The sequence below is a fragment of the uncultured Shimia sp. genome, from assembly GCF_913054185.1.
Lineage (GTDB): Bacteria > Pseudomonadota > Alphaproteobacteria > Rhodobacterales > Rhodobacteraceae > Shimia.
Window position 1 is genome coordinate 26,102 of sequence record NZ_CAJXIV010000010.1, and the last position, 14,457, is coordinate 40,558.

The 14,457-nt window shown below is 57.0% G+C and carries 15 protein-coding genes; 4 read left to right on the top strand and 11 right to left on the bottom strand.

Annotated features, from left to right (window positions below):
- Positions 1-91: 91 nt before the first annotated feature.
- Both trmFO and gluQRS read left to right on the top strand, forming a co-directional pair.
- On the top strand, positions 92-1,435 hold the full coding sequence (gene trmFO, locus QZ517_RS03795; RefSeq protein ID WP_294222352.1) for a methylenetetrahydrofolate--tRNA-(uracil(54)-C(5))-methyltransferase (FADH(2)-oxidizing) TrmFO: 1,344 nt from the start codon (positions 92-94) through the stop codon (positions 1,433-1,435).
- 94 nt (positions 1,436-1,529) lie between these two features.
- Entirely contained in the window at positions 1,530-2,372 is an 843-nt protein-coding gene (gluQRS, locus tag QZ517_RS03800; protein ID WP_294222355.1) for a tRNA glutamyl-Q(34) synthetase GluQRS, read from the top strand.
- On the opposite strand, the gene hisI is transcribed toward gluQRS, so the two are convergent.
- Positions 2,369-2,731 carry a phosphoribosyl-AMP cyclohydrolase gene (gene hisI, locus QZ517_RS03805; protein ID WP_294222358.1) on the bottom strand — a complete coding sequence of 121 codons (363 nt, stop codon included), beginning with the start codon at positions 2,729-2,731 and terminating at the stop codon, positions 2,369-2,371. The genes gluQRS and hisI overlap by 4 nt on opposite strands.
- A 67-nt stretch (positions 2,732-2,798) precedes the next feature.
- Here hisI and QZ517_RS03810 point away from each other — a divergent pair, with 67 nt between their 5' ends.
- Positions 2,799-3,251 (top strand): iron-sulfur cluster assembly scaffold protein, encoded by a 453-nt coding sequence (locus QZ517_RS03810; RefSeq protein WP_294222361.1) that lies wholly within the window; start codon positions 2,799-2,801, stop codon positions 3,249-3,251.
- Between the two features lie 304 nt (positions 3,252-3,555).
- On the opposite strand, the gene QZ517_RS03815 is transcribed toward QZ517_RS03810, so the two are convergent.
- The 5 genes from QZ517_RS03815 to QZ517_RS03835 all read right to left on the bottom strand — a co-directional run bounded on the left by QZ517_RS03815 (position 3,556) and on the right by QZ517_RS03835 (position 9,328).
- On the bottom strand, positions 3,556-3,678 hold the full coding sequence (locus QZ517_RS03815) for a hypothetical protein (protein ID WP_294222363.1): 123 nt from the start codon (positions 3,676-3,678) through the stop codon (positions 3,556-3,558).
- A 117-nt stretch (positions 3,679-3,795) separates the two neighbouring features.
- A complete protein-coding gene (gene recG, locus QZ517_RS03820) occupies positions 3,796-5,886 on the bottom strand; it encodes an ATP-dependent DNA helicase RecG (protein WP_294222366.1) in 2,091 nt (696 codons plus the stop codon).
- Entirely contained in the window at positions 5,883-8,138 is a 2,256-nt protein-coding gene (ligA, locus tag QZ517_RS03825; protein ID WP_294222472.1) for an NAD-dependent DNA ligase LigA, read from the bottom strand. Before ligA ends, recG begins: the two co-directional genes overlap by 4 nt.
- A gap of 98 nt (positions 8,139-8,236) precedes the next feature.
- Positions 8,237-8,953 carry a response regulator transcription factor CtrA gene (ctrA, locus tag QZ517_RS03830; RefSeq protein ID WP_294222371.1) on the bottom strand — a complete coding sequence of 239 codons (717 nt, stop codon included), beginning with the start codon at positions 8,951-8,953 and terminating at the stop codon, positions 8,237-8,239.
- Between the two features lie 102 nt (positions 8,954-9,055).
- Positions 9,056-9,328, bottom strand: coding sequence for a DUF1153 domain-containing protein (locus tag QZ517_RS03835; protein WP_283426374.1), 273 nt, complete (start codon positions 9,326-9,328; stop codon positions 9,056-9,058).
- Between the two features lie 123 nt (positions 9,329-9,451).
- Here QZ517_RS03835 and mnmA point away from each other — a divergent pair, with 123 nt between their 5' ends.
- The gene (gene mnmA / locus QZ517_RS03840; protein WP_294222375.1) at positions 9,452-10,597 is read left to right on the top strand and encodes a tRNA 2-thiouridine(34) synthase MnmA; all 1,146 of its coding nucleotides are present in this window, start codon (positions 9,452-9,454) and stop codon (positions 10,595-10,597) included.
- A 9-nt stretch (positions 10,598-10,606) separates the two neighbouring features.
- Here mnmA and QZ517_RS03845 read toward each other — a convergent pair whose 3' ends face one another.
- The 5 genes from QZ517_RS03845 to fabZ are packed head-to-tail and all read right to left on the bottom strand — an operon-like array spanning position 10,607 to position 14,411.
- A complete protein-coding gene (locus QZ517_RS03845; protein ID WP_294222380.1) occupies positions 10,607-11,185 on the bottom strand; it encodes a cadmium resistance transporter in 579 nt (192 codons plus the stop codon).
- Positions 11,182-12,339, bottom strand: coding sequence for a lipid-A-disaccharide synthase (gene lpxB / locus QZ517_RS03850; RefSeq protein WP_294222382.1), 1,158 nt, complete (start codon positions 12,337-12,339; stop codon positions 11,182-11,184). Before lpxB ends, QZ517_RS03845 begins: the two co-directional genes overlap by 4 nt.
- A complete protein-coding gene (gene lpxI, locus QZ517_RS03855) occupies positions 12,339-13,139 on the bottom strand; it encodes a UDP-2,3-diacylglucosamine diphosphatase LpxI (protein WP_294222385.1) in 801 nt (266 codons plus the stop codon). Before lpxI ends, lpxB begins: the two co-directional genes overlap by 1 nt.
- Before the next feature lie 4 nt (positions 13,140-13,143).
- Positions 13,144-13,941: an acyl-ACP--UDP-N-acetylglucosamine O-acyltransferase gene (gene lpxA / locus QZ517_RS03860; RefSeq protein ID WP_294222387.1), complete on the bottom strand. Its 798-nt coding sequence runs from the start codon at positions 13,939-13,941 to the stop codon at positions 13,144-13,146.
- A 5-nt stretch (positions 13,942-13,946) separates the two neighbouring features.
- A complete protein-coding gene (gene fabZ, locus QZ517_RS03865; protein WP_294222390.1) occupies positions 13,947-14,411 on the bottom strand; it encodes a 3-hydroxyacyl-ACP dehydratase FabZ in 465 nt (154 codons plus the stop codon).
- Between the last annotated feature and the right edge of the window lie 46 nt (positions 14,412-14,457).

The following is a 14,457-nucleotide window of genomic DNA, read 5'->3' on the forward strand; positions in this document are numbered from 1 at the left end:
TTTGTACTGCTTACTTCTGACCTATGGGGCGCGCGCCTCTTTTCGCTCTTAGCCCTTCCCAAACGCCGATGCCTGCCCTATGTCCGCCTTCATGACAGAAACATTGCATATCGTGGGCGGCGGCATGGCCGGCGCGGAGGCCGCATGGCAGGCCGCAAACATGGGCGTAAACGTGGTGATCCACGAGATGCGGCCCAAGGTCGAAACCTTTGCACATCGCACCGGGCATCTGGCAGAGATGGTTTGTTCCAACTCTTTCCGTTCCGATGATGATGAGCAAAACGCCGTAGGTCTGTTGCATTGGGAAATGCGCGCCGCCAACGGATTGATCATGGCCATCGCAGACAAACACCGTCTTCCCGCTGGTGGCGCTCTCGCAGTGGACCGCGATCCGTTTGCAGAATCCGTGACCGCTGCTCTGAACGACCACCCCAATGTTTCAATCGAATACGGCGAAATTTCCGAACTGCCATCAGACGGTCATTGGATTGTCGCCACCGGACCGCTGACTTCCTCCACGCTTGGCGCAGCAATCCAAGCCGAAACCGGCGCCGACCGATTGGCCTTCTTTGATGCCATTGCGCCAATCATTTATGCCGAGAGCATCGACATGGACGTGGCCTGGTTGCAATCCCGTTATGACAAGGGTGAGACCGAGGAAGAGCAAAAAGCCTACCTCAACTGCCCGATGACCAAAGACCAATACGAAGCCTTCATCGACGCGCTTCTAGCAGCAGACAAAACCGAGTTCCACGAAGGTGAAACCGCCGGTTATTTTGACGGGTGTCTGCCCATCGAAGTTATGGCTGAGCGCGGACGCGAAACTTTGCGGTTTGGCCCGATGAAGCCCGTGGGGCTGACCAATGCGCACAAGCCGGACGACAAGCCATATGCCGTGGTACAGCTGCGCCGCGACAATGCTTTGGGCACACTGTTGAACATCGTCGGTTTCCAAACCAAGATGAAATACGGTGCACAGACCGAGGTCCTCAAGATGATCCCAGGTCTGGAAAACGCTTCCTTTGCACGCTTAGGCGGCATCCACCGCAACACGTTCATCAACTCACCAACTCTGTTGGACGACCAGATGCGCCTGAAATCCCGCCCCAATATCCGCTTTGCCGGCCAGGTCACGGGTGTGGAAGGTTACGTCGAAAGCGCCGCCATGGGACTGCTCGCTGGCCGTCTGGCCGCCGCAGAAATTCTTGGAGAAGCGCAAGACACTGCGCCTGTGAACACAGCCATGGGCGCGCTTGTGCACCACATCACTGGCGGCGCAGAGGCCAAAACCTTTCAACCGATGAACGTTAACTTTGGTCTGTTCCAACCTGTGGAAGGACTCAAAGGCGGCCGTCGCGGTCGCAAAGACCGCTACAAAGCTTACACTGACCGCGCCAAAGCGGATTGGCAGGCCTGGCTCGATGTACAGGCCTGACTAGACGGCTCACGCAACATCACATATTCTACCATGGAGCGGGCCAAACGGACCCGCTCTTTTTGTGAAGAACTCTCGATAAGCGACTGAAACCGTGACCTTTATCACCCGATTTGCCCCTTCTCCAACCGGTCCGCTGCATTTGGGCCATGCCTATTCGGCGATGCTGGCGCATGACATGGCGACTGCTGCGGGTGGTACTTTCCTTTTGCGAATTGACGACCTCGACAAATCTCGTGCACGCGCCCAATGGGAAGAGCAAATCTATGATGACCTAGCATGGCTAGGTCTCACATGGGAGACGCCCGTCCGCCGTCAATCCGACCACTTCGCAGACTACGACAAGGTGCTGCAGAAGCTTTCAAAGTTGGGCCTTACATACGCCTGCACCTGTACCCGCCGTGACATCGAAACGGCTGCTAACGCCCCGCAAGAAGGTGTGCCAGAGTTTGGCCCTGACGGGCGTATCTACCCGGGCACCTGCTGCAATGCGAGGCACGCCCTCTCGAAGGCCAAATGCATCCGCCTCAACATGCGCGCTGCCTGTGAACACGCAATGCCAGCATCTTTTGAGGAAGGCGGCCCCGACCAACACGGCAAACATGCTTTAGATGTCGAGACAATGGTCTCAACCATTGGCGACGTCGTATTGGCCCGCCCCAACATGGCCGCATCCTATCATCTATCTGTGGTGGTAGATGACGCCGCAACAGGAGTCACCGATGTCGTACGAGGTGCCGACCTGTTTGGCGCCACCTCCATCCATGTGGTGTTGCAAAAATTGCTCGGACTGCGCACGCCGCACTATCATCACCACAAATTGATCCGTGACGATACGGGCAAGCGCCTCGCCAAACGAGACGACGCCCGCGCCATTTCAAAGTACCGCGCAGATGGGGCGTCGCCCGCTGACATCCGCGCCATGGCTGGCCTTTAACCCTCCATCGGCTTCATCAGCTCGACGGTCTCACCGTCCCGCACCGCTGTATAAAAACACGTACGTCGATTGGTGTGGCAAGCCGCGCCGGTCTGTTCAACCAACACCAGAATACAGTCCTGATCGCAGTCATAGCGAAAATCGACCAGTTTTTGCACATGGCCAGAGGTCTCACCTTTGATCCAAAACGCCTGACGCGAGCGGCTCCAATAGGTGACCTTTTGGGTCTCCAACGTCTTCGCCACGGCTTCGGCGTTCATCCACGCCATCATCAGCACTTCGCCGCTCTCACTGTCCTGCGCAATCGCCGGGACCAGTCCAGCTTCATTGTACTTCAGCGCCTTTGGGTCAAATCCCATACCATCGTCCCCTTTGCATCCGCAATTTTCCTCTCTATCTAGGAAAGGCGTAAAAAAGGAAACCGCGATGTCCGGCGAAACCGACCTGATCAAGCTCTACTCTGGCCAGATCCTGCAACTGGCGGCTGCGATCCCGAACACGGACCGGCTCGAGAACCCAGATGCCAGCGTCAAAAAACGCTCCCCACTCTGCGGCAGCACTGTCACGGTCGACATCAAAATCGAAAATGGCCGCATCGCCAACTTTGGACAGGACGTAAAGGCCTGCGCTTTGGGGCAAGCCGCAGCCTCAGTCGTTGGGGCTCATGTGATTGGTCAAAATCGCGACGGCATCGAAGCCGCGCGCAATGCGTTGAAAACCATGCTGAAGGAAGACGGCCCCACCCCGCCGGCGCCATTTGACGGTCTCGAAGTTTTACGTCCAGCGCGGGATTACAAAAACCGCCATGCCTCTATCATGTTGGCTTTGGATGCCACTGCAGAGGCTTTTGAGGTGGCTGAGCAAGCCAACTGCGCCTAAGCCGATCCCAAAATCAAGTCAGCTAAAATCGCGCCAGACTGCGCGGCTGATCTCATGACACCCACACAAAAAAACCGCCGCACTTCCCAAAGGAAGGCGGCGGCAAGCGCAAGCGGTATCGTGTGGGACCCGGGCCATCCGACTTGGGGGGAGGCAGACCCCCAAGAAGACTATGAACAGGCAGTGTCAGTCGAGACGCATCAAATGGGGACAGATGCGCGGACGGACCGGCACGAATTTCGCAGGCAGAATTAGATCAGACTCACCACGTCACACTGGTACAAATACAAAAACCACATCAAGTTCACACAAAACCGGGAACATGCAGCGCAAGCACCAGCATAAAGACCAAGACCAAGCCGCCAATGGCGTCCTGCAACAACGTATCGCCAGAGTTGCGAACAACGGATTTGATTTGCTGCATCATTTGGTCTCTCCTTCCCGAATGTTTTGTTGCCACTTTGTTCTCACACCATGCGAGTCGAGTAAAGAACTTTTTGAGAACATTTGAGAACATTAAGGGAATTCAAATCCCAGCGAGAGGCTAACCCACTGAAATCAAACGGATCGCCCGATCCTGCTCCATTAGCCACAAAAGAACACGTGCCGCTTGTCCGCGCTCACTTTCCAGCGTGGGATCGTCATGCAGCAGTTTGCGGGCATCGCTCTGTGCCACCGCCATTAAGCTCGCTTGCGTTTCCACATCTGCAATCCGGAACCGCGGTAAACCCGACTGCGCCGTGCCAATCAAATCACCCGCCCCGCGCATCGCAAGATCAGTCTCCGCAATCACAAAGCCGTCTTCGCTCTCACGCAGGGTTTTGAGCCGCTTCTCCCCACCCTCTGTCAGAGGCGCCTGGTACATGAGCAAACAGGTCGACGCCTGTGAGCCACGACCAACACGCCCCCGCAACTGGTGCAGCTGCGCCAACCCAAAGGCCTCCGCCCGCTCAATCACCATGATGGTCGCATTGGGCACATCCACGCCAACCTCGATGACGGTGGTGGCCACCAGAACCTGCGTGTCACCGGCCTGAAACGCCGCCATGGCCGCGTCTTTTTCCTCTGGTGGCATCTGCCCATGCACAAGCCCGCAAACGCCCTCGCCAAGCGCGCTGCGCAGCGCCTTAAACCGCGCATCCGCTGCCGTGTAATCCACCCGTTCGCTTTCTTCGACCAGCGGACAGACCCAATAGGCCTGTTTGCCATCGGCCACGGCTTTGCGCAGCTTCTCCACCACCTCGTCCAGCCGTTCCGTGGACACCAGCGCTGTGGCAATCGGCTGCCGCCCGGGCGGCTTTTCGTCCAGCACCGAGACATCCATGTCGCCATATTGCGCCAAAGCCAGCGAGCGTGGGATCGGCGTCGCTGTCATCACCAGCACATCCGCGCCCTCACCTTTCTTGCCCAGCTCTAACCGCTGTCGCACACCAAACCGATGCTGCTCGTCGATGATCGCGAGCCGAAGGTCCGCAAAATGCACATCCTCTTGAAACACCGCATGTGTACCCACCAGAATGTGAATGTCGCCCCGTGCCAACGCCTCAAGCTTGGCCCGACGCTCCTTGCCTTTATCACGCCCGGTCAGCACCTCAACCACAACCCCAGCGCTTTCTGCCAGAGGCTGAAGCCCCGCCATATGTTGCCGCGCCAAAATCTCGGTTGGGGCCATCATCACGCCCTGCCCGCCGGCCTCCACTGCCACTAAGAGCGCCATAAACGCCACCAGCGTTTTGCCCGCTCCCACGTCCCCTTGCAGCAGACGGTTCATCCGCTGGTCTGTTGCCATGTCCCGCGCAATGGCCTCGACCGCCCGCTCCTGCGCGCCTGTCGGGCTGTACGGCAATGCCGCACGCACTTTGGCCTGCAACAGGCCGGTCTGATCAGAAATCACCCCCTTGGCTCGTTGCAGCTGACTGCGCGCCAACGCCAGTGTCAATTGATGCGCCAGAAACTCATCGTATGCCAACCGTTCCCGCGCGGGGTGATTGGGCGACACCTGCTCAATCGCCTCCGGCCGGTGAACCAGTTCCATCGCCTCCCGCCAATGAGGCCACTTCGCCTTATCTTTCTGCGACGGGTCGATCCACTCCGCCATCTCTGGCGCACGGTCCAGCGCAGAGCGCACCGCCTTCACCATGGTCTTCTGCGTCACGCCGTGGGTCAGCGGGTAGACCGGTTCAAACGCTGGGATTTCCTCCGCCTCATCCGGCGCCACCACATACTCCGGGTGCACCATCTGCGCGATGTTGTCAAAGACCTCCACCTTCCCAGAAACCACGCGCCGCGCGCCTTCAGGAAGAATTTTCTTCAAGTACTCGCCACGCGCATGGAAAAACACAAGCTGAAACGAGGTCAGCGCGTCCTGCACTGTGATCCGATACGCCCCGCCCCGATTGCGCGGTGCACGATGCTCCCCAACCAGAACCTGCACCGTCACAACGCCAGGCAGTTCAGCCTCATTTAGTGAAATCTTCAAGCCGCGATCAATACCGGAATATGGCAATAAAAACAAAAGGTCACGCGGCTTAATGACGTCGATCTGCTCCAGATGCTGTGCCGTCTTTGGCCCAACACCCTCCAGTCTTGTCACATCCGCAAACAGCGGAAACAGAAGTTCGGGACGTCCGCTCATAGTCCCTCGATCAACGCCAGCCAGCCATCTTCATCAATGGTCTCAATGCCCAAATCCGCCGCTTTCTTGGCCTTGCTGCCTGCGCCTGGACCAGCCACCAACAGGTCGGTTTTTTTGCTCACGGACCCGGAGACTTTCGCCCCTAAAGTCTCCGCCCGCGCCTTGGCTTCCGCCCGCGTCATCTTCTCCAGCGACCCAGTAAACACCACCGTTTTGCCTGCCACAGGGCTGTCTTGGGTTGGCGCATCCGGCGACACCACGGTCAACATGTCCACCAGCCGGTCAATCTCACCACGCTCACGCTCATTGGCAAACGCATCGGTTAGCGCGAGCCCAACAGCCGCGCCAATCCCATCGATCCCCGTCAAGTCATCCCAAGCGGTCTGTGACTCAGCGGTCACCGCATACGCTGCCATCGCGGCGTCTCGCGACTCTTTGACTTTGGCGCGACGCCCCTCAGCCTGCGCTGCCGTCCGTTCGTGGTCTTCAGCCAAGTCCGCCGATCGCCACGCCAGCGCGGCCGGTCTAGCTTTCTCTGCAGCGCCTGCCAAAGCATCCCAGGTCAGGAAATGCAACGCCAAATCCTTGGCAGCCGTTTCCCCGACATGCCGAATGCCCAAACCAAACAACAGTCGCGCAAAGGCGATCTCGCGCTTGCCTTCGATAGCGGCAAATAGATTCCGGACACTCTTATCCTGCCAGCCTTTACGTTTGGCCAGCTTGGTCATCAGGTTGGACGCGTCCCGCTCAGCAAGCGTGAAAATATCCGCAGGCGTTTTGATCGGCAGAGCAACGTCTTCGTAGAACATTTCAATTTGTTTTGCGCCAAGTCCTTCGATATCCAAAGCCTTGCGCGCCACAAAATGCTTCAACTTTTCCACCGCCTGCGCCGCACAAATCAAGCCGCCTGTACAGTAGCGTACCGCATCCCCTTCTTCGCGCACCGCCGCGGACTCACACACAGGGCACTTTTCCGGAAACGCATACGGCACAGCCTCGTCTGGACGTTTCTTCAGATCTACATCTGCCACTTTTGGGATCACATCCCCGGCGCGATAGACCTGCACCCAATCGCCTTCACGAATGTCCTTACCATCGCGAATAGTTGCTCCTTTGCTGTCGCGTCCGGCGATGTAGTCCTCGTTGTGCAGTGTCGCGTTGCTGACCACCACGCCGCCCACGGTGACCGGCGCCAATCGCGCCACCGGGCTCAACGCACCCGTGCGGCCCACCTGAATGTCGATTGCTTCCAATTCAGTCCAGGCCAACTCCGCGGGAAACTTATGTGCAATCGCCCAGCGGGGTGTCGTCGAGCGAAACCCAAGCCGCTCCTGCAACGCTAGATCGTTAACTTTGTAGACCACCCCGTCGATGTCATAACCCAGCGTTGCCCGACGTTCCTCGATCATCTTGTAGTGAGAGATCAGTGCTTCCGGACTGTCACACACTTTGGTCAAATCGTTGATGACAAACCCAAAGCTTTGCAGCTGTGAAATCGCGCCCATCTGCGTTTCTGCCAACGGTTCCGACAGCTCACCCCAGGCATAAGCAAAGAAGCGCAGCGGGCGTTCCTGTGTGACCTTCGCATCCAACTGACGTAAGCTTCCGGCAGCTGCGTTGCGCGGGTTGGCAAAAACCGTCTTTGGTTTCTTGCCCACCGCTTCAAGCTTTTCATTTTCTTTGCTGATCCGCGCATTCAACGCCTCAAAATCGGCGTGGCTCATGTAAACTTCGCCGCGTACCTCCAGTACGCCAGGCGCATTGGTAATGCTCTGTGGAATATCGGAGATCGTGCGCGCATTGGCTGTTACATCTTCGCCAGTACTGCCATCACCCCGCGTCGCAGCATAAACCATCTCGCCATTTTCATAACGGATGGAAAGGCTTAAGCCATCAATCTTTGGCTCCGCTGTAAAGGAAAGAGGCTCTCTGCCGATGCCCAGATATTTGCGAATGCGTTCATCAAAATCTGCCACATCCTGATTTTCGAATGCATTGCCAAGGCTCAACATGGCCACTTTGTGGGCAATTTTACCAAAACCCTCCGTCGGCGCAGCCCCGACTTGCTCTGTTGGGCTATCGTCTCGTTTCAACTCCGGGAACTGCGCTTCGATCGCCACGTTACGTCGTTTCAAGCGATCATATTCCGCGTCGGAAATATTGGGCGCATCAGCCCCGTGGTAATCGCGATTCGCCTGACCCAGCAACGCAGAAAGGCGCGCGAGGGCCTCGCGCGCCTGATCTACAGACATATCTGTGACAGCTATTTCTTTGGCCACGGCCGCCTCCCTATACTACCCTCCCAAGCAATAGGGCTGACAACCGTCAACGTCCAGAGGTCGTAGGCGTTCTAAGCGCGCATCGCCACCGGGTCATCTGTACCAGCTACCGGCTCTGGATCGCGCAGCACATAGCCACGGCCCCAAACGGTTTCGATGTAATTGTCACCACCGGTCGCCTCAGACAACTTCTTGCGAAGTTTACAGATAAAGACATCGATGATTTTTAGTTCAGGCTCGTCCATGCCACCATACAGGTGGTTCAGGAACATCTCTTTGGTCAGCGTGGTGCCCTTGCGCAGGGACAGCAGCTCCAGCATTTGGTATTCTTTGCCGGTCAGGTGCACAGGCTTGTTTTCGACCTCGACGGTCTTCGCATCCAGGTTTACGTTAATCTGGCCAGTCTTAATAACCGACTGGGAATGGCCTTTGGATCGACGGATAATTGCGTGAATACGTGCCACCAACTCTTCGCGGTGGAACGGTTTGGTAAGGTAATCATCAGCACCGTAGCCAAAGCCTTTCAGCTTGCTTTCAGTGTCATCCGCACCCGACAGGATCAAGATTGGGGTGTCGATACGTGAGGTGCGCAGCTGACGCAGAACCTCGTGGCCGGTCATGTCTGGCAAGCCCAGGTCCAGCAAAATAAGGTCGTAATCGTAAAGCTTCGCCAGATCGATGCCTTCTTCGCCAAGATCAGTGGCGTAAACATTCAGGTTGGCGTGAGTCAGCATCATCTCGATACTTTTGGATGTTGTAGGATCGTCTTCGACCAGCAGCACTCTCATTTGTTCGGCTTCCTTACGTTGGAGGGTTACTGTCGTTAACCTTAACGATTAAAGGTTAACGACTGGTTACCGATTTAGGAAGGTTAACAGAGATTGCTAGATTTAGCGATATTTTTGAACAGCCGTCGCCTTCAACGCATCCTGCCCATGGGTCGATACTGCCGTCACCCACTCGTTAAATTCATCTTCACTTAAGCTATACATTTCAAGCGCTTCACGCTTGGTTATCAATCCATAGGCCACGCCACGCACCACGGCCGCTTTGCGGGATGCCACCCATCTCTTTGTTTTGGCTGGGGGCAAGTCGGCACGTGTCATGACCTGACCATCGGTCAAAGTCACGCATCTGGGGCCTTCCACTTTCTTTAAAAACATCTCGCTCATCCTCTTGGTGGGAAAATAATCGCCTATGGGACTTAACGAGGCCCTAAAGCAGCCCTTGAGAGTGTCTAAGATTTTCCTATATTCTCTTGGACTTCTGACCCGGAGAGACTCACCATGCCGCTTGATGGCGACACACCCCTAAATTCGCTCGGTTTCGCCAAGCCCCCATCCGAGACCCGCGTGGTTGTTGCCATGTCTGGTGGCGTCGACAGTTCCGTGGTCGCCGCCCAATTGGCGGACGAGGGCTATGACGTTGTTGGCGTGACGTTGCAGCTTTATGACCACGGCGCGGCTTTGGCCAAAAAAGGTGCCTGTTGCGCAGGGATTGATATCCACGACGCCCGCCGCGTGGCTGAGGAAAAAGGGTTTCCGCATTACGTCCTGGATTATGAAAACATTTTCCAAGATGCCGTGATCGATGAATTTGCCGACAGCTACCTTGGCGGCGCCACCCCTGTGCCCTGCATCCGCTGCAACGAACGGGTGAAATTCAAAGATCTATTGGAAACCGCCAAAGATCTGGAAGCGGATTGCATGGCTACTGGCCACTACATTCAACGCAAACTGGGCGAAGACGGCCCCGAGCTGCACTCCGCCGCTGACGCCAATCGCGACCAAAGCTATTTCCTGTTCTCCACCACACCGGAGCAGCTCGACTATCTACGATTCCCATTGGGCCATCTGCCAAACAAAGATTCCACCCGCGCTTTGGCTGCCGAATACGGTCTTGCCGTGGCGGACAAACCCGACAGCCAAGACATCTGTTTTGTTCCCAACGGCGACTATGCCAGTGTGATTGAAAAATTGCGCCCCGGTGCAGCGGAACCTGGCGACATTGTTGATAACGAAGGCAACGTCCTTGGCACCCACAACGGTGTGATCCACTACACCATTGGACAGCGCCGAGGCCTTGGCATTGGGGGGCTGAGCACGCCGCTGTATGTGGTGAAGCTTGACGTTGACAAGAAGCAGGTCGTTGTTGGTCCCAAGGAGCTGCTATCAACCCGCATCATTCCTGTCCGGGAAATCAACTGGCTGGGCGACGAGCCGTTTGAAAGCCGCAAGGAGTGGCATATGTCGGTCAAAGTGCGGTCCACGCGGCCGCCACGTGACGCCATTTTGCGCCCAACGGGACCGGACACCGCCGAGGTGGAGCTGCTCACGCCAGAAGAGGGTGTCTCCCCCGGGCAGGCCTGTGTGTTTTATGACAACGACAGCTCCCGCATCTTTGGCGGCGGCTGGATCTGGCGCGGCTACTGAGCCGCGCCGTCAGGTGATGTCGGTGCCTGTGTTGATCACCACATAAAGTCCGATGGCTATCATCACATACGGCGCCAGCCACTCCAACCGCTCGATCCGAGAGACCCGCGCAGGGGCCATAGAGGCCAGCATGGCGCCGCCCACTGCCAGGGCCACTGCAGATGTCGCTGCCCCCAACAGAATTGGCATTGTGTAGCTGGGCCCTGAATCCGCCAACAATGGCGTGAACACAGCAAAACTGTCAAACGACACACTGAGGAAAAGCGCGATAATGGCCAACACACGCGACTTGGACACTTGCTCCGCAGCGCTACTATCAGCGCCCAGATAACGCCCAACCAAAGCATAAAGCCCCAACCCAATCGGAATAAACCCAAGGTAGCCCACTTGATGCGGCAAGCCTGTCTCAAGCCCAGCGGAGACAAAATACGCGGCGGACAGCATAATGCCCTGCGCAATCAAAAATCCGCTCAGTGTGCGCAACTGCCCCACAGTCAAGATCAGCCCAACCATGATGGCGAGGTTGTCCAAATTGGTGGCCACGTGCGCGGTCAATGCGGATAGAGCAATGCCAAGCTCGTCGATCATGCGCTCAATCCATCCAACACCGCCCGTGCTGCACGCAAACCGGGAAACTCTTGCCCCCGGCCCAAACGCTGCATCGTCAAGGCCATCGCCTCGCGTTGCTCAGAGGAATCCGCCAACACCCGCAATATCGCTGGAGCAATGTCATCAGCTTGAAACGCTGGGCCCATAAATTCCGGCACTGCCCGACTCTCGGCCACCAAATTCACCAACGTGCCCGTATCAATCAAGAGCATGCGGCTGATGATCTGCCAGCTGATCCAGTTCATGTTATAGCCAATAACCATTGGCGTATCGCTGGCCGCAAGTTCAAGCGACACGGTGCCCGATGCCGCCAAGGCTACATCCGCCGCTTTAAACGCCGCAAGTTTCTGTGCCTGCGCGGTCTCTGCGTCCATTTCGTTTGGGTCAAGCACTAGTGGCGCAACCTTCCAATCCGCCACCAACTCCTTCACCAGATCAGCTACTGGTGCCGCGGCGGGCACAACAACTTTCAATTCTGGCTTCTGGTGCACCAATCGCGCGACCACCTCGCCAAAGGTTGGCGTCATTCGGTCAACTTCCCCTCGCCGAGATCCCGGCAAAGCCAGCAGAAGTGGCGCATCACCAATCCAGTGCTTTTCCCGAAACGCAACAACTTCAGCTTCCGTTGCCACCGGTTCTGTTACCACCGGGTGTCCAACAAAGTCGCAGCGCAAACCAACCGCTTTCATGTAAGGCGGCTCAAACGGCAACAGTGCCAACACTTGATCCACATATTTGGCTATTTTCTTGGCCCGCTTTGGACGCCAGGCCCATACTGACGGCGCCACATAATGCACGCAGCGCAAATCGCTCTTGGCCTTCACTTCCCGCGCCACACGCAGACAGAAGTCCGGACTGTCGATAGTCACCATCACGTCCGGCTGCCAATCCAGCGCTGCATCCGCAGTTTGATACATACGTTTCACCAGATGGCGGTATTTGGGCAGCACCTCGGCAATGCCCATCACGCTCAACTCATCCATGGGAAACAGGCTCTCAAGCCCCTGTGCGGCCATCAGCGGTCCGCCAACCCCGGCGAACTCCACATCCGGCACCAGTTGGCGCAGCCCTTCCATGAGCGCCCCGCCAAGTCGGTCGCCCGACAATTCGCCTGCGACCAGAAACACTTTCATCAGATCACCCGCGACAACAAGAACAACCCCGTTTCTTCTAGGGCCGCCATGGTTTTGGGACGATCCAGCACAACCACTCGCCCTGCTGAAACCACAATACCTTCCACACCCGCATTGGCCGCAGCCAGCACGGTGTCCGGCCCAATGGCGGGCATATCGACCCGCAAGTCTTGCCCACGCTTTGGTGCTTTCAGAAACACGCCTTTGCCCCGCCGCAAGTGGTCTGGCGTTTCAGAAACAAACCGCAACATCGCATCCGTGCCTTGAAGCGTCTCGATGCCAAGTGTGAGCCCCGCGGCCACAACTGCGCCCTGCCCCACATCCAGTGGCGACAGGGCCAGCAAGATATCCGCCGCACGGCTAGAATCCTGCAGGGCCTGCTCAGACGGCTCCGGCCCGGCCAGCAATCCATCCTCCGCCGTCAGTCCCTCAAGCAGCTCATGCGCGCCAACGACCTCAAAACCCTGCTCTTCAAACACCGCAATAATCAGTCGTAGGATGGCGTCGTCGCCGCCCTGCAATGCAGGCAGTAAACGCGGCGCTATTGCCATCATCCCGGCATCAAAATCCGCCGGATTCAGCGGTGGGCGGCCAAGCCCTCCAGCCATCACCAGCCGCGTGACACCGCCATCCTTCAGCGCCTCAAACAACCCGCCCATCTTTTCAAAGCGATGCGAATGCACCTCACCGAGCATGTCATGAGAGACCCCCTCAAAGACAACACACATTGCGTCCGGATGCGCGTTTGCCAGCGCAACCGGCAATGCGCCGCCGCCACAAAGAATAGCCAGCCTGCTCATTGTTTTACCTCGGCGTCAGGAAAGAACGGTCAGAGTCGCCCATGATAAAGGCCACCATCTCTTGCACATATTCACTGTCGGTCTCCTCGCCCAAGCGCTTGGCCCGCGCCTGAAACGCCCCCTCGCCCTGCGCCAGCATCTGAAACGCCGCCCGCAAAGCAGTGATGTCAGACCGTGCCACACCGCGTCGCTTCAATCCAACAAGGTTCAGCCCGTCCAACTCGCCACGCGGCCCTTGCACCAAGCCATAAGGGATCACGTCGTTTGTCACCATGCTGACCGCGCCAATGATGGCGCCACGGCCAATGCGCACCCATTGGTGAATGCCGCACAATCCGCCGATGATCACGTCATCTTCAATGATACAATGCCCTGCCACGGCCGCCGAGTTCACCACAATCACATTGTGGCCGATCTGTGCATCATGCGCGATGTGGCAGCCCGCCATGAACAACCCGTCATTGCCCACTCGCGTGACGCCACCGCCACCTTCGGTGCCGCTGTTCATCGTCACGTGCTCACGGATACAATTGCGTTCGCCAATCACCAGTTTGGTGTCTTCGCCACCGAACTTAAGATCCTGTGGGACCTCGCCAATCACCGAGAAGCTGAACACCACCGTGTCCGCACCAATCTCAGTGTCACCGGTCACCACCACATGAGACTTCAACTCAACGCCGGCATGCAAAACAACCTTTGCACCCACGACGCAAAATGGCCCAACAACGCAGCCGTCCGAAATCACCGCGCCGTTTTCGATCACCGCTGAGGCATGCACCTCTGCTTTTGCAGAAATAGCCATCAGCGTTACTCCTTAGGCAAATCCATCATTGCGGTAAACTCAACTTCACACGCCACGTCGCCGTCAACTGTGGCGGTGCCAGCAAACTTCCAGACTTTGCCGCCTGGTTTTCCTCGGGTGGTTTCCACTTTCATTTCCAGCTTGTCGCCTGGCACCACCATGCGGCGGAACTTACATTTGTCGATGCCCATGAAGTAGACCAATAGGTCTTTGTCGGCCAAATCTAGTGCTACACCCACCATAATGGCCGACGTCTGCGCCATAGCTTCTACAATGGTAACCCCTGGCATGATCGGCTTTTTGGGGAAATGGCCCTGAAAATGCGGCTCGTTCATCGTAACCATTTTGATGCCTTTGGCCGATTGATATCCATCGATATCAACCACTTTGTCGACCAGCAGGAAAGGATAGCGATGTGGAATGAGCCGTTGGATCAGTTCGATATCGGCGCTCTTGAGATCTTCGGACATAATTTGCTCCTCGTGCGGCCTAAGACTTTGATCCTAGCCCTAGCAA

Bases quoted from the DNA above. Each gene is read 5' to 3' on its own strand.
- QZ517_RS03810 (WP_294222361.1), top strand. From the start codon at position 2,799: ATGTCCGGCGAAACCGACCTGATCAAGCTCTACTCTGGCCAGATCCTG.
- hisI (WP_294222358.1), bottom strand. From the start codon at position 2,731: ATGGGATTTGACCCAAAGGCGCTGAAGTACAATGAAGCTGGACTGGTC.
- lpxB (WP_294222382.1), bottom strand. From the start codon at position 12,339: ATGAAAGTGTTTCTGGTCGCAGGCGAATTGTCGGGCGACCGACTTGGC.
- mnmA (WP_294222375.1), top strand. From the start codon at position 9,452: ATGCCGCTTGATGGCGACACACCCCTAAATTCGCTCGGTTTCGCCAAG.
- fabZ (WP_294222390.1), bottom strand. From the start codon at position 14,411: ATGTCCGAAGATCTCAAGAGCGCCGATATCGAACTGATCCAACGGCTC.
- ligA (WP_294222472.1), bottom strand. From the start codon at position 8,138: ATGTCTGTAGATCAGGCGCGCGAGGCCCTCGCGCGCCTTTCTGCGTTG.
- QZ517_RS03845 (WP_294222380.1), bottom strand. From the start codon at position 11,185: ATGATCGACGAGCTTGGCATTGCTCTATCCGCATTGACCGCGCACGTG.
- QZ517_RS03815 (WP_294222363.1), bottom strand. From the start codon at position 3,678: ATGATGCAGCAAATCAAATCCGTTGTTCGCAACTCTGGCGATACGTTG.
- QZ517_RS03835 (WP_283426374.1), bottom strand. From the start codon at position 9,328: ATGTTTTTAAAGAAAGTGGAAGGCCCCAGATGCGTGACTTTGACCGAT.
- recG (WP_294222366.1), bottom strand. From the start codon at position 5,886: ATGAGCGGACGTCCCGAACTTCTGTTTCCGCTGTTTGCGGATGTGACA.
- trmFO (WP_294222352.1), top strand. From the start codon at position 92: ATGACAGAAACATTGCATATCGTGGGCGGCGGCATGGCCGGCGCGGAG.
- ctrA (WP_294222371.1), bottom strand. From the start codon at position 8,953: ATGAGAGTGCTGCTGGTCGAAGACGATCCTACAACATCCAAAAGTATC.
- lpxA (WP_294222387.1), bottom strand. From the start codon at position 13,941: ATGGCTATTTCTGCAAAAGCAGAGGTGCATGCCTCAGCGGTGATCGAA.
- lpxI (WP_294222385.1), bottom strand. From the start codon at position 13,139: ATGAGCAGGCTGGCTATTCTTTGTGGCGGCGGCGCATTGCCGGTTGCG.